13 protein-coding genes are annotated in these 17,356 nt (G+C 60.7%); 5 read left to right on the top strand and 8 right to left on the bottom strand.

Annotated elements, in window-relative coordinates:
- Positions 1-42 precede the first annotated feature (42 nt).
- On the top strand, positions 43-2,790 hold the full coding sequence (locus ACWHXT_RS09170; protein WP_447955615.1) for a bifunctional acetate--CoA ligase family protein/GNAT family N-acetyltransferase: 2,748 nt from the start codon (positions 43-45) through the stop codon (positions 2,788-2,790).
- 137 nt (positions 2,791-2,927) lie between these two features.
- Here ACWHXT_RS09170 and pdxH read toward each other — a convergent pair whose 3' ends face one another.
- From pdxH to ACWHXT_RS09150, 4 genes are all read right to left on the bottom strand, one after another.
- A complete protein-coding gene (pdxH, locus tag ACWHXT_RS09165) occupies positions 2,928-3,569 on the bottom strand; it encodes a pyridoxamine 5'-phosphate oxidase (protein WP_447955614.1) in 642 nt (213 codons plus the stop codon).
- Positions 3,570-3,646: 77 nt separating this feature from the next.
- Complete coding sequence (locus tag ACWHXT_RS09160; RefSeq protein WP_447955613.1) at positions 3,647-4,036, bottom strand: DUF2069 domain-containing protein; 390 nt, start codon at positions 4,034-4,036, stop codon at positions 3,647-3,649.
- Positions 4,033-4,659, bottom strand: coding sequence for an NAD(P)H:quinone oxidoreductase (gene wrbA, locus ACWHXT_RS09155; RefSeq protein ID WP_447955612.1), 627 nt, complete (start codon positions 4,657-4,659; stop codon positions 4,033-4,035). The genes ACWHXT_RS09160 and wrbA overlap by 4 nt, the downstream gene beginning before the upstream one ends.
- Complete coding sequence (locus ACWHXT_RS09150; protein WP_447955611.1) at positions 4,656-5,177, bottom strand: gamma-glutamylcyclotransferase family protein; 522 nt, start codon at positions 5,175-5,177, stop codon at positions 4,656-4,658. The genes wrbA and ACWHXT_RS09150 overlap by 4 nt, the downstream gene beginning before the upstream one ends.
- 105 nt (positions 5,178-5,282) lie before the next feature.
- Between ACWHXT_RS09150 and smrA the strand changes: the two genes are divergently transcribed.
- Positions 5,283-5,897 carry a DNA endonuclease SmrA gene (gene smrA, locus ACWHXT_RS09145; RefSeq protein WP_447955610.1) on the top strand — a complete coding sequence of 205 codons (615 nt, stop codon included), beginning with the start codon at positions 5,283-5,285 and terminating at the stop codon, positions 5,895-5,897.
- 126 nt (positions 5,898-6,023) lie between these two features.
- On the opposite strand, the gene ACWHXT_RS09140 is transcribed toward smrA, so the two are convergent.
- The 3 genes from ACWHXT_RS09140 to metH form a co-directional block, all read right to left on the bottom strand.
- Complete coding sequence (locus ACWHXT_RS09140) at positions 6,024-6,557, bottom strand: DUF934 domain-containing protein (protein WP_447955609.1); 534 nt, start codon at positions 6,555-6,557, stop codon at positions 6,024-6,026.
- On the bottom strand, positions 6,547-8,202 hold the full coding sequence (locus ACWHXT_RS09135; RefSeq protein WP_447955608.1) for a nitrite/sulfite reductase: 1,656 nt from the start codon (positions 8,200-8,202) through the stop codon (positions 6,547-6,549). The genes ACWHXT_RS09140 and ACWHXT_RS09135 overlap by 11 nt, the downstream gene beginning before the upstream one ends.
- Positions 8,203-8,362: 160 nt before the next feature.
- Positions 8,363-12,079, bottom strand: coding sequence for a methionine synthase (gene metH, locus ACWHXT_RS09130; protein ID WP_447955607.1), 3,717 nt, complete (start codon positions 12,077-12,079; stop codon positions 8,363-8,365).
- Positions 12,080-12,367: 288 nt separating this feature from the next.
- On the opposite strand from metH, the gene nfuA reads away from it, so the two are divergent.
- Together nfuA and ACWHXT_RS09120 are read left to right on the top strand one after the other, a co-directional pair.
- Positions 12,368-12,970 (top strand): Fe-S biogenesis protein NfuA, encoded by a 603-nt coding sequence (gene nfuA, locus ACWHXT_RS09125; protein ID WP_447926083.1) that lies wholly within the window; start codon positions 12,368-12,370, stop codon positions 12,968-12,970.
- Between the two features lie 255 nt (positions 12,971-13,225).
- Entirely contained in the window at positions 13,226-14,866 is a 1,641-nt protein-coding gene (locus ACWHXT_RS09120) for a BCCT family transporter (protein ID WP_447955606.1), read from the top strand.
- A 66-nt stretch (positions 14,867-14,932) separates the two neighbouring features.
- Here ACWHXT_RS09120 and ACWHXT_RS09115 read toward each other — a convergent pair whose 3' ends face one another.
- The gene (locus ACWHXT_RS09115) at positions 14,933-15,973 is read right to left on the bottom strand and encodes a DNA-binding protein (protein ID WP_447955605.1); all 1,041 of its coding nucleotides are present in this window, start codon (positions 15,971-15,973) and stop codon (positions 14,933-14,935) included.
- Between the two features lie 226 nt (positions 15,974-16,199).
- On the opposite strand from ACWHXT_RS09115, the gene ACWHXT_RS09110 reads away from it, so the two are divergent.
- The gene (locus tag ACWHXT_RS09110; protein ID WP_447958022.1) at positions 16,200-17,333 is read left to right on the top strand and encodes a tyrosine-type recombinase/integrase; all 1,134 of its coding nucleotides are present in this window, start codon (positions 16,200-16,202) and stop codon (positions 17,331-17,333) included.
- Positions 17,334-17,356: the final 23 nt, after the last annotated feature.

Genomic DNA, 17,356 nt, shown 5'->3' with positions numbered 1-17,356 from the left:
AATAAGTCGTACACCGAGGTGACAGGTCAGGGAGATACGCTTGTGAGTACCCGTTTTCTACACCATTTCTTCGAGCCAAAAACCCTGGCCGTCTTCGGCGCATCGGAAAAACCGGAGTCTCTGGGCGGTCTGGTGCTGGCCAACCTTCAGCAGGGCGAGTTCAAAGGTACGCTCTGGGCGGTGAATTTAAAAGGCTACAAGCAGGTGTTCGGCGCGCCGTGTTTCGCAAGCGTCAACAGTTTGCCCGCCGCACCGGATCTGGCGGTGATTTGCTCGCCAGTCGAGGGCGCGCCCAAGCTGATCAAGAAGCTGGGTCAAAAGGGTGTGAAGGCGGCGCTGGTGCTATCCGGCGGGGCGTATCTGGATCGTGAGCGAGGAAACGAGGGCTCGATTCGCGAGCAGATGCTACACGCCGCCCGCGCCTCGGGGATTCGCGTGCTCGGCCCGGAATGCATGGGGGTAATCGTACCGGGCAAAAAGCTCAATGCATCCTACGCGAGCCAGCCGGTCAAACCCGGGCGGGTCGCGTACCTGGGCCAATCCGGGATGCTTGCCAACGCCATGATCGACTGGGCGGCGGGGCGCGATGTGGGGTTTTCCCACCTGATTACCGTAGGCGACAGCGTGGACGTGCTTTTGCCGGATTTGATCGACTACGTGAACCAGTTTTCGCCGGCCCAAGCCATTTTGCTTCACCTGGAGCGCATCAAGGACGCTCAGCACTTCATGACCTCGGTGCGCGACGCCTCGCGTAACCGACTGGTGGTGGCGATCAAAAGCGGGCGCACGCCGGAATCGGACATCTCCGGTATGGCGCCCACGCCGGGGATTGCCAATCGCGATGTCGTCTTCGACGCTGCCTTCGCCCGGGCCGGTGTGGTCCGGGTAAACGACTCCGACGAGCTTTTCGATGCGCTCGAGACGCTTTCACGCATGCGTCCGCTGCGCGGGGACCGTCTGGCGGTCGTCTCCAACGGGCTGGGCCCGGCGATGCTCGCGATCGACAAGCTGGTGAGTGGCGGCGGCAAGCTTGCCGTCTTCAATGAGGCCACGCAGACCCAGCTTACCGAGCGCAAGGTGGATAGAAGCAAACCCGGCGAGAACCCGGTCGACCTGGGCGGCAACGCCACCCCCGCGCGCTTTGTCGAGGCGCTCGAGATCGTGACCGCCGACCCGGGGGTCGACGCGGTACTGGTGGTGCACGCGCCGACGCGCCTGGCGCCGTCGGTCGAAACGGCCCGCGCGCTGATCGATAACCGCAAGCGCTTTCGGCGTAACCTGTTGACCAGCTGGATGGGACTGAAAGAGGCCTTGAAAGCGCGCAGTGCGTGCAGTGCGGCGGGCATACCCACCTATATTTCGCCGGAAAAAGCCGTCAAGGCGTTCATGCATATGGTGGACTATCAGCGCGTGCAGGCGCTTTTGCACGAAATTCCGCCCAGTTTGACCTTCAATACCCGGCCCGCTGACCGCCTTGCGTGCCGCGAATTGATCAGCCGGGCAAAAGAGCAGCGCCGCCACACCTTGACCCACTCGGAAACGGCGCAGGTGCTCCAGGCTTACGGCATTCCCACCGCGCCGAGCGTTTATTTGCGCCACCCAAGCGAGGCGTATGAAGCCGATGGTCACTTCGAGGGCCCCAAGGCGCTCAAGGTGGTGCACGATGGCAACTGTCATCCGTACCGCTACCGGCGCCACCCGCATAAAATTTCCGCCGGCCTGTTGCAGGATCTGCAAACGCCGGAGCAGGTCGAGGAGGGTGTTCGCCGCTTGGGCGACAAGGTGCGCGAAAAATTTCCCGAGTACACCGTTCAGGAGTACTGCCTGCAGCCCATGCAGCGCGGCAAGCACTCCATGCAGGTTTGCGCCGGTATCACCCGCGACCCGGTGTTCGGCCCGCTGATCGTTTTCGGGATCGGCGGTTATAAGGTGAACGTACTCGCCGACCGCCAGGTCGCGCTGCCGCCGCTTAACATGAGTTTGGCCGCCGATATGGTCGGGCGCACCCACGTCGCTTCGCTGATCCGCGAGCACTCCTCTGAAGCCGAGCGCGATATCGAAAGACTTTGCCAGTTTTTAGTGAAGCTTTCGCAAATGGCGTCGGATTTGAATGAGCTGCGCGGTTTGGAGCTCAACCCATTGTTGCTCAACCGCGATGGTATCCTGGCGGTGGATTTCGCCATGGATCTGGGCCCACCGGCCCGCTTTGCGATCATGCCGTACCCGGAGGAGCTGCGCGAATGGGTGACGCTCAAAAACGGCTGGCAGGTCGAGGTACGCCCGATCCGCGCCGAAGACGCGCCGCTGATCACCAGTTTCCATACCCGGCTTTCCGAGGAGAGCATCCGCTTTCGCTATTTTCACAACAAGTCGAACCTGACCCAGCGCGATCTATCGATACTTTCGCACATCAACTATGACCGGCAGATGGCGTTCATCGCCGAGCACCAGCACGACGACGGGTCCAAGGAAATGCTGGGGGTAGTGAGGGTTTATAACGACGCCGACAATATTCGCACCGAGTTCTCGATCATCATCCGCGACGACCTGCAGGGTTTGGGAATCGGCCGGCTATTGATGCAGAAGATGATCGCTTACTGTCAGAGTATCGGCACGATCGAGATGATCGGCAAGATCATGATGGACAACCAGCCCATGCGCGCGTTGATCAAGCATCTGGGCTTCAAAAGCCGCTACAACATGGAGGAGCAGGTAGTGGATGCGGTGCTGCGGCTCAACGAGCCGGATAGCGAGTGGCAGCGTCACCGCCTGGAGAGTCTGCCGGATTAAGCGCCGGGCCGTTGCGCCTGGCTGGCAAGGGTAGTTCCCTGGAGACGAATGCGACGGCGAGCCCCCAAAAAAGCCGTCGCATTTCATGGCGTGTTTGCCTATATGAATAGGGAATAGGTGCTCACGGAAAAAGGGCTTCAAGGCGCGAGGCGGAAACGACTCCAGGGGCCCTCGTTTTGGCGCTCGAAACGGACCCGGTCGTGCAGGCGGCTGGGCTGGCCCTGCCAGAACTCGATCATCTCGGGTTGGATTCGATAGCCGCCCCAGTGAACCGGGCGCGAAATCGGCTGGCCGTCGTAGGCCTGCTCAAAACGCACCTGGCGCTCCTCGATCCACTTGCGGTTGGGGATCACCACGCTTTGGGTCGCAATCCAGGCGCCCAGCTGGCTGCCCCGGGGGCGGCTTTGAAAGTAGGCGTCGGACTCCTCGGCCGACACCTGCTCGACCGGCCCCTCTACGCGCACCTGACGCGAAAGGCCAGGCCACCAGAAGGTCGCCGCCGCAAACGGCACATTGCTTAGCTCGCTGCCTTTGTGGCTGTGGTAGTTGGTGTAGAACACCAGCCCTTCATCGACCCCCTTGAGCAGCACGATGCGGGCGTGAGGACGGCCCTGGCTATCTACCGTGGCCAGCGTCATGGCATTGGCGTCTTCGCCATCGCTTTCGAGGGCTTCGTTCAGCCACTGGTTGAAAAGCTCGAACGGGTTATCCGGCGTATTGGCCTCTTCCAGATGATTACCTTCGTAGTCACGCCGGACATCGGCAATATTACGGGTCATGGTGGCTGCTCCCTTAAGCGGTTATGAGTATCGTTTGGCCTGAAGTGCTTGACCTCAAGCCAGGTGCAAACCCTGAACTATTGGCGCTGCTGGCGGGCGCGGAACCGGGCGTAACCCAGCGAGCCCACGAAAAGCGCGAGTGCGGCGGCGACTTCCAAAACCCCGCGTAGGATCTGCCCGGTGGCGGCGGCGAACATCACCCCCTGGGCCACATAAAGCAAGCTGACGAAAGCGAGCCAGGCATGGCCGCGGGGGCGCTTGCCGATAATCGAGGGTAAAAAAAGCACCAGCGGCAGCACGAAGGCCAGCACTGGACGCCAATTATATTCGTCGCCCTGAACGAGAAAGCCGCGCAGCATGACCAGTCCCAGCAGCACGACAAAGCTAATCAGCACCAGCCGGCGCATTTTGTCGGTCAACGCCGTCAGGCCATGCTGGTTTTCAAGGTCGTCGAGCCACTGTCTCATGACGTCGCCTCGGCACGCATCGTGTTGAGCGCCAGCGCGAGCTTTGCCAAACGCTTGCCCTGGGCGATGCAGAGTGCGCGCTCGTGCTCGTCGACCCGACGTTCGCTGCGTGCGCCGGCGACGTGGCTGGCTCCGTAAGGCGTGCCGCCGGTTTGAGTACTGATCAGCTCGGTTTCATTGTAGGGGATACCCGCATACACCATGCCATGGTGTAAAAGGGGGATCAGCATGGTCAGCAGCGTGCTCTCCTGGCCACCGTGCATGCTCGATGATGCCGTAAAGCAGGTGGCGGGTTTATTGATCAACGCGCCGTTCATCCAAAGATTGCTCGTGGTATCCAGAAAATACTTGAGCGGTGCGGCGATGTTGCCAAACCGGGTAGGGCTGCCCAGCGCCAGGCCGCAGCAGTGGCGTAAATCGTCCAGATCCGCGTAAACCGCGCCCTCTTCGGGGACTTCGCTATCCACGGCCTCGCAGGTAGGCGAGACCGGCGCCACCGTGCGCAGTCGCGCTTTTATACCCGCCACGCTCTCGATACCTGCCGCGACCTGGCGCGCCATTTCGAGTGTGGCGCCCGAGCGGGAGTAGTAAAGAACCAGAATGTAGGGGGTTTCATCGCTCATAGCGTTTCCTTGAAGGGCAGGGTCTCGGCGGTGGTGTAAAAAGCGTCGTTCGCCGCCGGCTGGTTATATCTTAGCAGAGCCGTATTGTTCTCGTCGTCGGCCTGGGGCAGGCGACGGTACACCCAGGCGAGTTCGCCGCTGGCCAGGGCCAGCTCTTCACGGCGGTAGCGAACGCCCAGGCGCTCGTAGCGGTCGAGCCTTGAAAGCTCCTCCGGGGTGACGGTAAGCACCAGCCCCGGCACCTCGCTTTGCGAGCCGGGCGCTATATCGAGGCCTTCCCGGCTGAAGCCCTCCAGCGTATCGGGCACCGGGTCGCCGCCGGCGCGCATGACCACCCAGCGCACCGGCGCGTGCCGCAGCGTACCGTAGACGAACACTTGATGGCTGCGCTGCTCGATGGGGCCCAGCTGCTCCGGGCGCTCGTAAAACCATGGGCTTAGCATGGTCAGCCAGAGCCACAGCGCGGCGGCGAGTATCATAACCAGTACGCCGACGGCTATTCGTTTGATCCCGATCATGTTCTATCCTTATAGTGAACGCCGCCTGACGCGTTAGGGGCAAGCGACGCTAAACGCCCCGGTATCGGCCAGGATATCGACTGCACCCTATTGGAGGAGCCCGCCATGAGCCAGTCGCTTCGTGATGACGTCCGTGAAGATGCGCGTAATGATATGGATTTTCGCTCTTTTGTCGGCGATGTGAAACCTCTAGCGAAGGGGAAGCGGGCAGAAACGGGAGACAAGCGCTCGCGCCCCTCGGAGGCGCAGTTGGCACGGCGCGAGCGCGCCGAAGAGGCCATCGAGCACACTAACTTTCTTTCCGACGATTTCGTCGACTTGCTGCCCCCCATCGACCCGATCGAGTACCGCCGCGAGGGCATTCAGCAGGGCGTCGTCGATAAGCTGCGCCACGGCGGCTACGCCATGCAGGCCCAGCTTCACTTGTTAAGGCGCCCGTTGGCCGAATGCCGCCGAATGCTCTTTCCGTTCATTCAAGACGCCTACGCCAATGACCTGCGCTCGGTGATGATCATCCACGGGCGGGGGCGCGAGATCGACAGCCCCGCCAACGTGCTGCGCTCCTACCTTGCCAAGTGGCTTTGCCAGTTCGAGGAAGTGCAGGCCTACGTCTCGGCCCAACCTTCAGAGGGCGGGATGGGCGCCACCTGGGTGATGCTGCGCAAGAGCGACCGTGCCAAATCCAACAATCGCGAGCGCCAGCAGAAGCGCCGCGGCTAACGGAGGCCACGCAGGTTTTTCTGAGAGCAACATTTTTCTGAAACCAGGCTTTCTAAAGCTAAGTTTTCTGAAACTAAAAAGGGCAGCCATTAGGCTGCCCTTTTCACGGGAGATCAAAAGTGGCCGCTACTCGGCGGCGGCCAGGCGGCGCTCGAACAGCGCCGAGCGCACCTCGACATCGCTTTGGTAGCGCACGCTGAACGCTTTTAGCGCGCGCAGGGCCACGTCCGGCTCCTGGTCTTCGCGAAGCGCCATGGCGTCGAAGCCGCAGCGCTCCATATAGTTGAGCTGGTCGATCAGCACGTCGCCCACCGCGCGAAGTTCCCCCTCAAAACCGTAGCGTTCGCGCAAAAGCCGCGCCAGGCTATAGCCGCGGCCATCGGTAAAGGCGGGGAAGTCGATCGCGACCGCCGCGCTCTTTTTAAGCTCTTCACCCAGCGCCGGGGTTAGCTCGGTGTCGCTTGATAGCAACGGGGCGAGTTCCGCGTCTTCTGCGTGCTCGCGCCATAGCGCCAGCGGCACGAACGCCGGCAATTGGTCGGGCAGTGCCTCGGCGTCGTATGAGACGCACCAGGCGTTTTCCGATGCCAGCTCGCCCCCCACGATCAGGTGGTCGACGTGAACCAGGGCCGGGGCGGTTTCTTGTGCATCAGTGGGCATAAACGCGCTCCTTGAAGGGTTTCATACCAATGCGGCGATAGGTGTCCAGAAAGCGCTCGTCTTCGTGACGCTCGGCGACGTACACCTCGAGCACTTTTTCGACCACGTTCGGCACGTCCTCGCGGAAAAACGACGGCCCCAGAATCTTGCCAAGCGAGGCATCGTCGGTGGAGTTGCCGCCGATCGAAACCTGATAGTACTCCTCGCCCTTTTTATCGACGCCGAGAATGCCGATATGGCCCACGTGGTGGTGGCCGCAGGCATTCATGCAGCCCGATATGTTCAAGTCCAGCGGCCCGAGGTCGTAGAGAAAGTCGAGATCCTCGAAGCGCTCTTGCAAGGCCTGGGCGATAGGGATGGAGACCGCGTTGGCCAGACTGCAGTAATCGCCGCCAGGGCAGCAGATGATATCGTTGAGCGTGCCCACGGTGGGGTTGGCCATGCCCAGCGCCTCGAGCTCTTCCCAAAGCGCCTGCATATCGTCTACCGGCACGTCCGAAAGCACCAGGTTCTGTTCGTGGGTGACCCGCACTTCACCGAAGCCATAGCGGTCGGCGAGATCCGCCACCGCTTCCATCTGGTCCGCTGTTACGTCGCCCGGGGCGTGCTCGCGGCGCTTGAGCGAGAGCGTGACCGCCTTGTACCCCGGCACCTTGTGATCGCTTACGTTATTGGTCACAAAGCGCGCAAAGGCGCGGTTCTCTTCGCGCAGCGCGTTGTACGCGTCGGTGGCACCCTCGGCCACTTCGCGACGCTCGGGTTCGGGGAAGTGGCGCTTGGCCTCATCCACGGCTTTTTGGGTCAGGGTTTGCGGGCCGTCTTTCAGGTGTGCCCACTCTTCGTCCACGCGGCGGCGATACTCCTCGACTCCCAATGCCTTGACCAGAATCTTGATGCGCGCCTTGAACTTGTTGTCACGGCGGCCGAACTGGTTGTACACCCGTACGCAGGCCTCGAGATACGTCAAAAGGTGCTGCCAGGGCAGATCCTCGCGTACCACCTCGGCAATCATCGGCGTGCGGCCAAGGCCGCCGCCGGCGAGTACCTTGACGCGCAGCTCACCGGCGTCGTTGCGCCACAGGCGCAGGCCGATGTCGTGGACCTGGATCGCTGCGCGGTCCTGGCTTGCGCCGCTCACCGCAATCTTGAACTTGCGCGGAAGGTAGGCGAACTCCGGGTGCAGCGTCGACCACTGGCGAATCAGCTCGCACCAGGGGCGCGGGTCTTCGACTTCGTCATTGGCGATACCGGCGAACTGGTCGCTGGTGGTGTTACGGATACAGTTGCCGCTGGTTTGAATGGCGTGCATCTGCACCTTGGAAAGCTCGCCCAAAATATCCGGCACGTCTTCCATGGCCGGCCAATTGAGCTGCAGGTTCTGGCGCGTAGTGAAGTGGCCGTAGCCGCGGTCATAACGCCTGGTGATCTCGGCAAGCGCCCGCAATTGATTGCCAGCCAGCATGCCGTAGGGGATAGCGATGCGCAGCATCGGCGCATGACGCTGGATATAGAGACCGTTTTGCAGACGCAGCGGGCGAAACTCTTCTTCGCCCAAGCGGCCGGCCTGGTAACGCTCCATCTGATCGCGGAACTGAGCGACCCGCTCGTCGACGAGCGTTTGGTCGTGAATATCATAACGGTACATGTGCACGGTCCTGCATAGCGAAATGGTCACGTCGAGACGGACGGTAGGTTGCCGTCACCTTAACGCAGATCGGTATATTCTATGAAAGAATATATAATTATCTTTTTATCGTTAAAGGCTATTTAAAAGGGCGCCGGAATGCAAAACCGGCGCATTACTTTTAGCTCGCCTTTTGCTCTTCCTGGCCCGGCTCGTAGGAGAGCACCGGCGATAGCCAGCGCTCGAGCTCACCGAGGGTCATCGCTTTGCGTGCGGCGAGTGCCTCGACCTGGTCCCGGGTGATTTTTCCGGTCGAGAAGTACTTCGACTGCGGGTGGGCAAAGTACCAGCCCGAGACCGCCGCCGCCGGCCACATGGCGAAGTTTTCGGTCAGCGCCAGCCCGGTGTTTTCAGGTGCGTTCAAAAGCTTGAACAGCGTCGCCTTTTCGGTGTGGTCCGGGCAGGCGGGGTAGCCGGGAGCAGGGCGAATGCCGCGGTACTTCTCGGCAATCAAGGCGTCGTTGTCGAGCGCCTCATCCTTGTCGTAGCCCCAGAACTCCTTGCGTACCCGCTCATGGAGTCGCTCGGCGAACGCCTCGGCCAGCCGGTCGGTCAGCGCCTGCACCATGATCGCGTTGTAGTCGTCGCCGGCTTTCTCATACGCCTTGGAGAGTTCGTCGACGCCGTGGCCGGTGGTCACCGCAAAGCCGCCGATCCAGTCGTGCTTGCCGCTCTCCTTCGGGGCGATGAAGTCCGCCAGGCTATAGCAGAGGCCGTCGCGGCCCTTGGTGGTTTGCTGGCGAATATGGTGAAGGCGCTCGACCACTTCCTCGCGGCTCTCATCAGCGTAGACTTCGATCACGTCGTCGTCGACGCTGTTGGCAGGCCACAGGCCGATCACGCCGCGGGCGTGAATATGTCCCTCGGTGAGGAGCTTATCGAGCATCGCTCTGGCGTCCTCGAAGAGGCTGCGCGCCGCCTCGCCGACTACCTCGTCGTTGAGAATTTTCGGGTACTTGCCCGCCAGCTGCCAGCTCATGAAAAACGGCGTCCAGTCGATGCGCTCGACCAGCTCCGAAAGGTCGTAGTTCTCGAACACGGTAATGCCGGGCTTTAACGGCTCGACCGGCGTGGTCTCGTTCCAGTCGGTCTTGAAGCGGCGTTTGCGCGCCTGAGTGTAGTCGAGATCCGCCGCCTTGGGGCGGCGCTTGGCATTTCGCTCGCGCACCACCTCGTACTCATCGCGAATACTCTGAACGTAGTCGCCCTTGAGGCTCGGGGTCAAAAGCCGCCCGGCTACACCCACCGCCCGGGAGGCGTCGGTGACGTAGATCACCGGGTGCGCGTACTGCGGCTCGATCTTCACCGCGGTATGCGCTTTCGACGTAGTGGCCCCGCCGATCAAAAGCGGCAGATCCATACCGCGGCGCTGCATTTCTTTGGCCACATGCACCATTTCGTCGAGGGACGGCGTGATCAGCCCGGAAAGGCCAATGATGTCCGCGTTGTGCTCTTCGGCGGCCTTGAGGATCTTCTCGGCGGGGACCATCACGCCCAGATCGATCACCTCGTAGTTGTTGCACTGAAGTACCACGCCGACGATGTTCTTGCCGATATCGTGTACGTCGCCTTTTACCGTGGCCATGACGATCTTGCCCTTGGCCTGGGTGTCGCCGCTTTTTTCCGCCTCGATATACGGAATGAGATACGCCACCGCCTGTTTCATGACCCGGGCGGACTTCACCACCTGGGGCAGAAACATCTTGCCCGCGCCGAAGAGATCCCCCACCACGTTCATACCGTCCATCAGGGGGCCTTCGATCACCTCGATCGGGCGCTCGGCCTGGGCGCGGGCCTCTTCGGTGTCGTCCTCGATATGGGCGGTGATGCCCTTGACCAGGGCGTGCTCGATACGCTTGTTGACGGGGAGGCTGCGCCACTCGAGGTCTTCTTTCTTGGTGGCGCCGCTACCGTCGCCTTTGTAATTATCGGCGATATCTAGAAGGCGCTCTGTGCCGTCCTCGCGGCGGTTGAGCACCACGTCTTCGACCGCTTCGCGAAGCTCCGCGGGTAGGTCGTCGTAGACCGCGAGCTGGCCAGCGTTGACGATGCCCATGGAGAGGCCGTTCTTGATCGCGTGATAAAGAAATACCGAGTGGATCGCCTCGCGCACCGGGTTGTTACCCCGAAACGAGAACGACACGTTCGACACACCGCCGGAAATCATGGCGTGGGGTAGGTGGTCGCGAATGAAGCGGCACGCCTCGATGAAGTCCACCGCGTAGTTGTTGTGCTCCTCGATCCCCGTGGCGATGGCGAAGATGTTGGGGTCGAAAATGATGTCCTCGGCGGGAAAGCCGATATCGTCGACCAGCAGGCGGTAAGCCCGCTCGCAGATTTCGGTCTTGCGCGCGAAGGTGTCCGCCTGGCCCTCTTCATCAAAGGCCATGACGACGATCGCCGCGCCATAGCGCATGCACTTGGTGGCCTGCTCGCGAAAGATCGCTTCGCCTTCTTTCAGCGAGATCGAGTTGACCACCGCCTTGCCCTGCACGCACTTGAGCCCGGTTTCGATGATTTCCCACTTGGAGGAGTCGATCATGATCGGCACGCGGGCAATGTCCGGCTCGCCGGCGATCAGGTTCAAAAACCGCTCCATGGCCTCCTGGGATTCGAGCATCCCTTCGTCCATGTTGATGTCGATCACCTGAGCACCGTTTTCGACCTGCTCCAGCGCTACTTCCAGCGCGGTGGTGAAGTCCTCCTCGACGATCAAGCGCTTGAAGCGCGCGGAGCCTGTCACGTTGGTGCGCTCGCCGACGTTGACGAACAGCGAATCCGCCTGGATGTTGAACGGTTCGAGCCCGGAAAGCCGACACGCCCTGTCGCGGCTGGGCACCTGGCGCGGCGCCATGGGGCGTACCGCATCGGCAATGGCGCGGATGTGCTCCGGCGTCGAGCCGCAGCAACCGCCGATGATATTGACCAGCCCGCTTTTGGCGAATTCGCCGACAATGGCGGCCATCTCTTCCGGGGTTTGGTCGTACTCGCCGAACTCGTTGGGCAGGCCCGCATTGGGGTGAGCGGAGACGAAGGTATCCGCCTTGTTGGAGAGCTCCTCGACGTAGGGACGAAGCTCTTCCGCGCCGAGGGCGCAGTTGAGGCCCACGGAAAACGGGTTGGCGTGACGCACCGAGTTCCAAAAGGCTTCGGTGGTCTGGCCCGACAGCGTGCGGCCCGAGGCGTCGGTGATCGTGCCCGAGACCATCACCGGCAGGCGCCGTCCGAGATCCTCGAACAGCACCTCTAACGCGTAGATCGCTGCCTTGGCGTTGAGCGTATCGAAGATCGTCTCGATCATGATCAGATCGGCGCCGCCGTCGATCAGCGCGGCCGCGGCCTCATAGTAGTTTTCATACAGCGCATCGAAGGTGACGTTACGCTTGGCCGGGTCGTTGACGTCCGGCGAGAGCGAGGCGGTGCGCGAGGTCGGGCCAAGCACGCCGGCCACAAAACGGGGTACGCCGGTCTCATCGAAGACGTCGTCACAGACCTTACGCGCAAGCCGCGCGGATTCGCGGTTGAGCTCGACGACCAACTCTTCCATGCCGTAGTCGGCCTGGGAGAGGCGGGTGCTGTTGAAGGTGTTGGTCTCGAGAATGTCTGCGCCGGCCTCGAGATAGTCGCGGTGAATGCGCGCGACCAGCTCGGCTTGCGTCAGCGCCAGCAGGTCGTTATTGCCTTTCAGGTCCGACGGCCAGTCGCGAAAGCGCTCGCCGCGAAACTCCGCCTCGCTGAGCTCCGCGTTTTGCAACATGGTGCCCATCCCCCCGTCCAGCAGCAGGATGTGTTGGGAGAGGCGTTGGGTCAGCGACGCAGTCATATCACGTAAAGCCATGGCGAGGGGGAGTCTCCAGCAGGGCAATCAAGGGGATTGGCGCAAAGGGGCTTCATCATATCAAACGGTCAAGAGCGGGGCAGCACCGTGAACGTCAAGAGCGTAATCTTCCTCGCCGCCTGGCCGCATTTTTGAAGTGCTCACAGGCTTATAAGCCAAAACGAAATGCGTTCGACGGAATAGTTTACTAAAATAGTCGGGATTGTGTCGGCAGGCGGTTTTGCTTACCATGGACACAAATGACATGTGAAGCGGCCTCGCCGCTACCACAGGAGGAACAGATCGCTCATGACCACGACTATCGAAGCGCCCGGCATTGATATTACCGATAGCGCCCAAGGCTATCTCGCGGAACTGCTGGAAAAGCAAAACGTGGATGGCATTGCGGTGCGTATCTTCATTACCCAGCCCGGTACACCCTACGCGGAAACGTGCCTGGCCTATTGCCGTCCCGGCGAAGAAGAGCCCAGTGATGTTAAGCTGGAACTCGAGAAAATCAACGTGTTTCTCGACAAGAACAGCCTCGCGTTTCTGGAAGAAGCGGTGGTCGATTTCAACGCCGACCGCATGGGTGGCCAGCTCACCATCAAGGCGCCCAACGCCAAGATGCCCAAGGTGAATGCGGACAGCCCCCTGGAAGACCGTATCAACTACGTGCTCTACAGCGAAATCAACCCGGGGCTTGCCGCTCACGGTGGTGAGATCAAGCTAATCGAGCTCACCGAGCAAAAGGTAGCGGTACTTGCCTTCGGTGGCGGCTGCCAGGGCTGCGCGGCGGTGGATCTGACCCTGAAAGACGGGGTAGAAAAGACCCTGGTCGAGCGCATCCCCGAGCTTGCCGGCATCCGCGATGTGACCGATCATACGGATACGACCAACGCCTACTACTAACGAGCGCCCCAGGGCTTCTTAGCAAGCGTTAAACCCAAAGGCGCCCCGCATTCGCGGGGCGCTTTTTTTGTGGGGGCTTTTAAGCAAACGGCTGGTCTCAACAGCGCCTTTTAACCCTTGATCAACGCTTTTACAGCGTAAAAAATTTGTAAAACATCGGCTGATGACATATTTGAATAGGAGGGTACGACTTACGTCCCATCATCAATAACGATACTAGAACGTCCGGGGGACAGGATCATTAATAAGCCATCGATGTTATCCAATATTCACAAGCCGATCTTTTTCGGTTCTTTGGGGCTTTTGCTGTTGGTGACGCTTCCGCTCATTATCTTCCCGGAGATGGGCCGGGTCTGGGTAATGGCGGCCCAGGAGTTCGTCTCACGCACCTTCGGCATGCTCTATTTGACCATGGGGATCGCCTCGCTCGGGTTCATGCTCTATATCGTGTTCAGCGATATCGGCCAGATCAAGCTCGGCGATATCGATACCGAGCCAGAGTTTTCCTTGCTTTCCTGGGGTGCGATGCTGTTCGCCGCGGGTATCGGCGGGGCGGTGGTGTTCTGGGGCATGGTCGAATGGATGTACTACTTGCAGGATCCGCCCTTCGGACTCGAGCCATTTTCTGATGAGGCCACCGCCTGGGCGGCCACCTACGGCATGTTCCACTGGGGGCCGGTGGCCTGGTCGATCTATCTGGTGCCGGCGCTGCCCATGGCGTACTTCCTCCACGTGCGCAAGCACAAGGTACTGCGCATCAGCGAGGCGATTCGCCCGGTGCTGGGGGAAAAGCTCGCGCGTAGCTGGCTTGGCAATATCATCAATATACTGTTCATCTTCGGCATGCTGGGCGGCGGCGCGACCTCGCTGGGTATTCTGGTGCCGTTGATCAACGAAGGGCTGGGTAATCTTTTCAACTTTACACCCAACGCGGCCAGTCAGGTGCTGGTACTGATCGGTACCACGGCGCTTTTTGCCATCAGTGCCTGGCGCGGGCTCAAGGGCGGAATCGAGCTCTTGTCCGACATCAACATGTGGCTGGGCCTGGGCGTCTTGACGTTCATCCTGATCGTGGGGCCCACGGTGTTCATTCTGGATACCGGGCTCAACTCCATTGGTTTGATGCTGAGTAACCTGGTGCGTATGGCGACCTGGACCGAGCCCTTTGGCTCACTAGGTGGCTTCGAGGAAACCGGCTTCACCCGGACATGGACGGTGTTCTATTGGGCCTGGTGGCTCGTTTTTGCGCCGACGGTAGGCTTGTTCATCGCGCGAATCTCCAAGGGGCGGCGCATCAAGACCATGGTGGCAGGTTCCATGTTCTTCGGCTCACTTGGCTGCGCGCTGTTTTTCATCATCCTGGGCAATTACGGCCTCTACCTACAGCTAAGCGGTGCCCTGGACGTCATTCAGATCATGAACGACAGCTCCGCTAACGCGGCGTTCTACGCGGTGCTGGGTGAGCTTCCGCTGACCTGGCTGGTGACGCTGGCGGTGGTGATACTGCTTTCGATCTTCACGGCCACCACCTTCGACTCCATCGCCTACATTCTCTCCTCGGCGGCGGAGAAGAATCTCGAAGAAGAGCCGGGGCGTTTTCATCGCCTGTTCTGGGCGTTCACGCTGTCGTTTTTGCCCATGTCGCTGCTGTTTCTGGGCGGTCTCGAGACGCTGCAGACGGCGAGTATCGTCAGCGGGGTGCCGCTTTTGTTGATCGCGGTGCTGTTGATGGTCTCGATGGTGCGCGCCGCCAAGTACGATTTGCGCTATCAGCCGGATTACAACGACCCGGAGATCAATATCGAAGAGTTTCCGGAGAACGACCCCTGGACCGAAGAAGGCTCTTGGGAGCAGCCCGAGGAGTCAGAGGACGAAGCCCCCAAGCCCCAGACCTGAGCAAACGGGGCGCCGGGAGAAGTCGGCCTGCGCCGCGCTGACCTGATAAGAAAGCAGAGCCACCTCCTAGCGAGGTGGCTTTTTTGTATCACTCTCCTTTTGCGCCGCGGTGAGCGTTTGCGGCAGGGTGCTTAGCTGCTGATGAAGCGCCTGGATCTGTTCGTTGAGCGAGCGCTGCCATGCGTTGGCATCGCTTGCCTGGGCGCGGCTCTGCTCCAGCTGTTGCTGGCTCTGCTGCAGGCGTTGCTCGAGCTCGGCATTGTCCTCGCTCAAGGCGCGTTTATCCTTTTCAAGCTGCGCCAGGTGTTCTTTAGCGCTGCGCGCCTCCAGGCTCTGCTGCTGAAGAGCTTCCTGCTTGCGCGCAAGCTCCTCTTCGAGCGTAGTGCGCTTTTGCTCCTGCTGACCGAGCCGCTTCTGGTGCGCTTTCTCTTCCTGAGCGCGCTCTTGTCTGAGTGTATCCAGTAGGGCCATCAGTTTGCCCTCGGAGGCCTCGTTGCGCTCCTCTTCCTGAGCCAGGCGCTGCTCCCAGCTTTTTTGCATTGCCTGGCGCTCTTGTTGGGCGCTTTCCTGGTGCGCCTGATAACGCTGTTCGAGTTCTGCATTGGCGTGTTGGGCGCGCTCGGTCTGCTGTTCAGCGCGCGTTGCCTGCTCGATCAGCTGGGCCTGGCTCGACTCGAGCGTGGCGAGTTCGCGGCTCAGTGCTTCAAGTCGCGCCTCGGTATGACGCAGGTGCTCGGCCAGCGCTTTCTCGCGCTGCTGGGCATCCAGCGCGTTCTGCTCGGCGCGCTCCGCGGCTTCCTTGGCTTCGTCTACCTGCCGACTGGCGTCTTCGCGGTAGTGGACCAGCGCCTGGTTGGCGACGTCCTGGGCCTCGCGCCACAGCTCACTCGCCGTATTCACGACGACTTCCGGTACGCCCTTGGGCGGCGGTACGTCACGGTTTTGTTCGCGCTCACTGCGCCACTGGCGAAAGTGCTCGCTGATGGTCGTAAAGCTGCCCGTACCCAGCACCTCGCGAATGCGCTGAACACTGGGGTTGTCGCCCTGGCTCAGCAGCGTGTCGATTGCCTGCTGAACGTCGCTGTACTGAATGCCGCTACGCGCCATGGTGTCGATCCTGATGGTCGGTGAAGCGGCCATTTTGGCTTAGTGTGCTGGTTAATACAATAATTACGTAAAACGTAATATGTAATTTTATTTACGAATAGGCTGTAAAATTCAAGATTACACGTATTATCTTGAATTTTTATAGCTTACTCGTCAGAATTCGGGGTGAGGGGTAAACAAACAGGAGGGCGGCGTGAGCGATGACGGGCTGCTGGTTAGTCAAGATATTGAATTAGAAAAAGTTTTAGGAGGTGTCGAGCGCGTTGCTAGCGGCGCGCGCATCGAGGCCGCAAGCGACGCCGAGGCGGTGGGGCTTTGGCTTGCCGAATATCGCGAAAGCCCCCAGACCTTCAAGGCGTACCGGCGCGAAGCGCAGCGGCTGCTGCTCTGGCTCGACAGCATCGGTAGGCGCTTGAATGAGCTGGATCGCGAGGCGCTTCGCGCCTTCGAGGCGTTTCTGGAAAACCCGCAGCCTGCATCCTTTTGGGTCGGGCCCGGCGCGCCGCGCTCCAGCCCGGACTGGCGTCCGTTTCGCGCCGGGCTTTCACCGGCCAGCCGCCGCCAGAGCCTGGTCATTCTTCAAGGGCTTTATAGCTGGCTGGTCGAGGCGGGGTGGGTTGCGCATAACCCGTTTCGCTTGATGCGCGATAAATCACGGCGGCTCAATAATCAGACGACGTCGGTCGAGCGCTACCTGGAGCAGTCGCTTTGGCAGTGGCTTTGGGGCTGGATCGACCAAGCAGAGGAGGGCGCAAGCACAAGGGCGCGCTTCGAGCAGGCGCGGCGGCGGTTCATTTTCAGCTTTGCTTACTTATTGGCGCCGCGTATCAGCGAAATGAGCGAGGCCAAAATGGAGGACTTTCGCCTGATAGAAGGGCGCTGGTGGTGGGTGGTGACCGGCAAGGGGCAAAAAAGGGCGCGTATACCGCTGCCCAAGGACATGCTCGAAGCGCTAAAAGAGTGGCGCCTTGCGCTCGGCCTTTCACCGCTGCCCGGTTTCGATGAGCCGACGCCGCTTCTGCGTGCACTGGATAAAAAACGCAGTATCAGTGACAACCAGCTCTATCGGTTGATCAAGACGGCGTTTTTACAGGCATCCCAGGCGCTCGAGCAAGAGCAGGGCGAACCGGCCCATGTCGATACGTTGCGACGGGCCACGCCGCACTGGCTGAGACACACCTCGATTACCCATCAGGCGCAGTCGGGCATCAGCCTTCGCTACCTGGCCGAGAGTGCCCGCCACGCCCGCCTTGAAACCACCAGCCGCTACCTGCATACCGAGGCCGACGAATGGCACGATGAGCAGCAGCGCCACCGCATTCATTCGACGACCCCAAAAAGCGGTAGTGACGCGTTATAATGCTCGCCAGATTTATCTTTCAA

The organism is Vreelandella halophytica, assembly GCF_968193635.1.
Note: the sequence above shows the minus strand (reverse complement) of the source record. Positions and strands in the feature narration are given on the sequence as shown.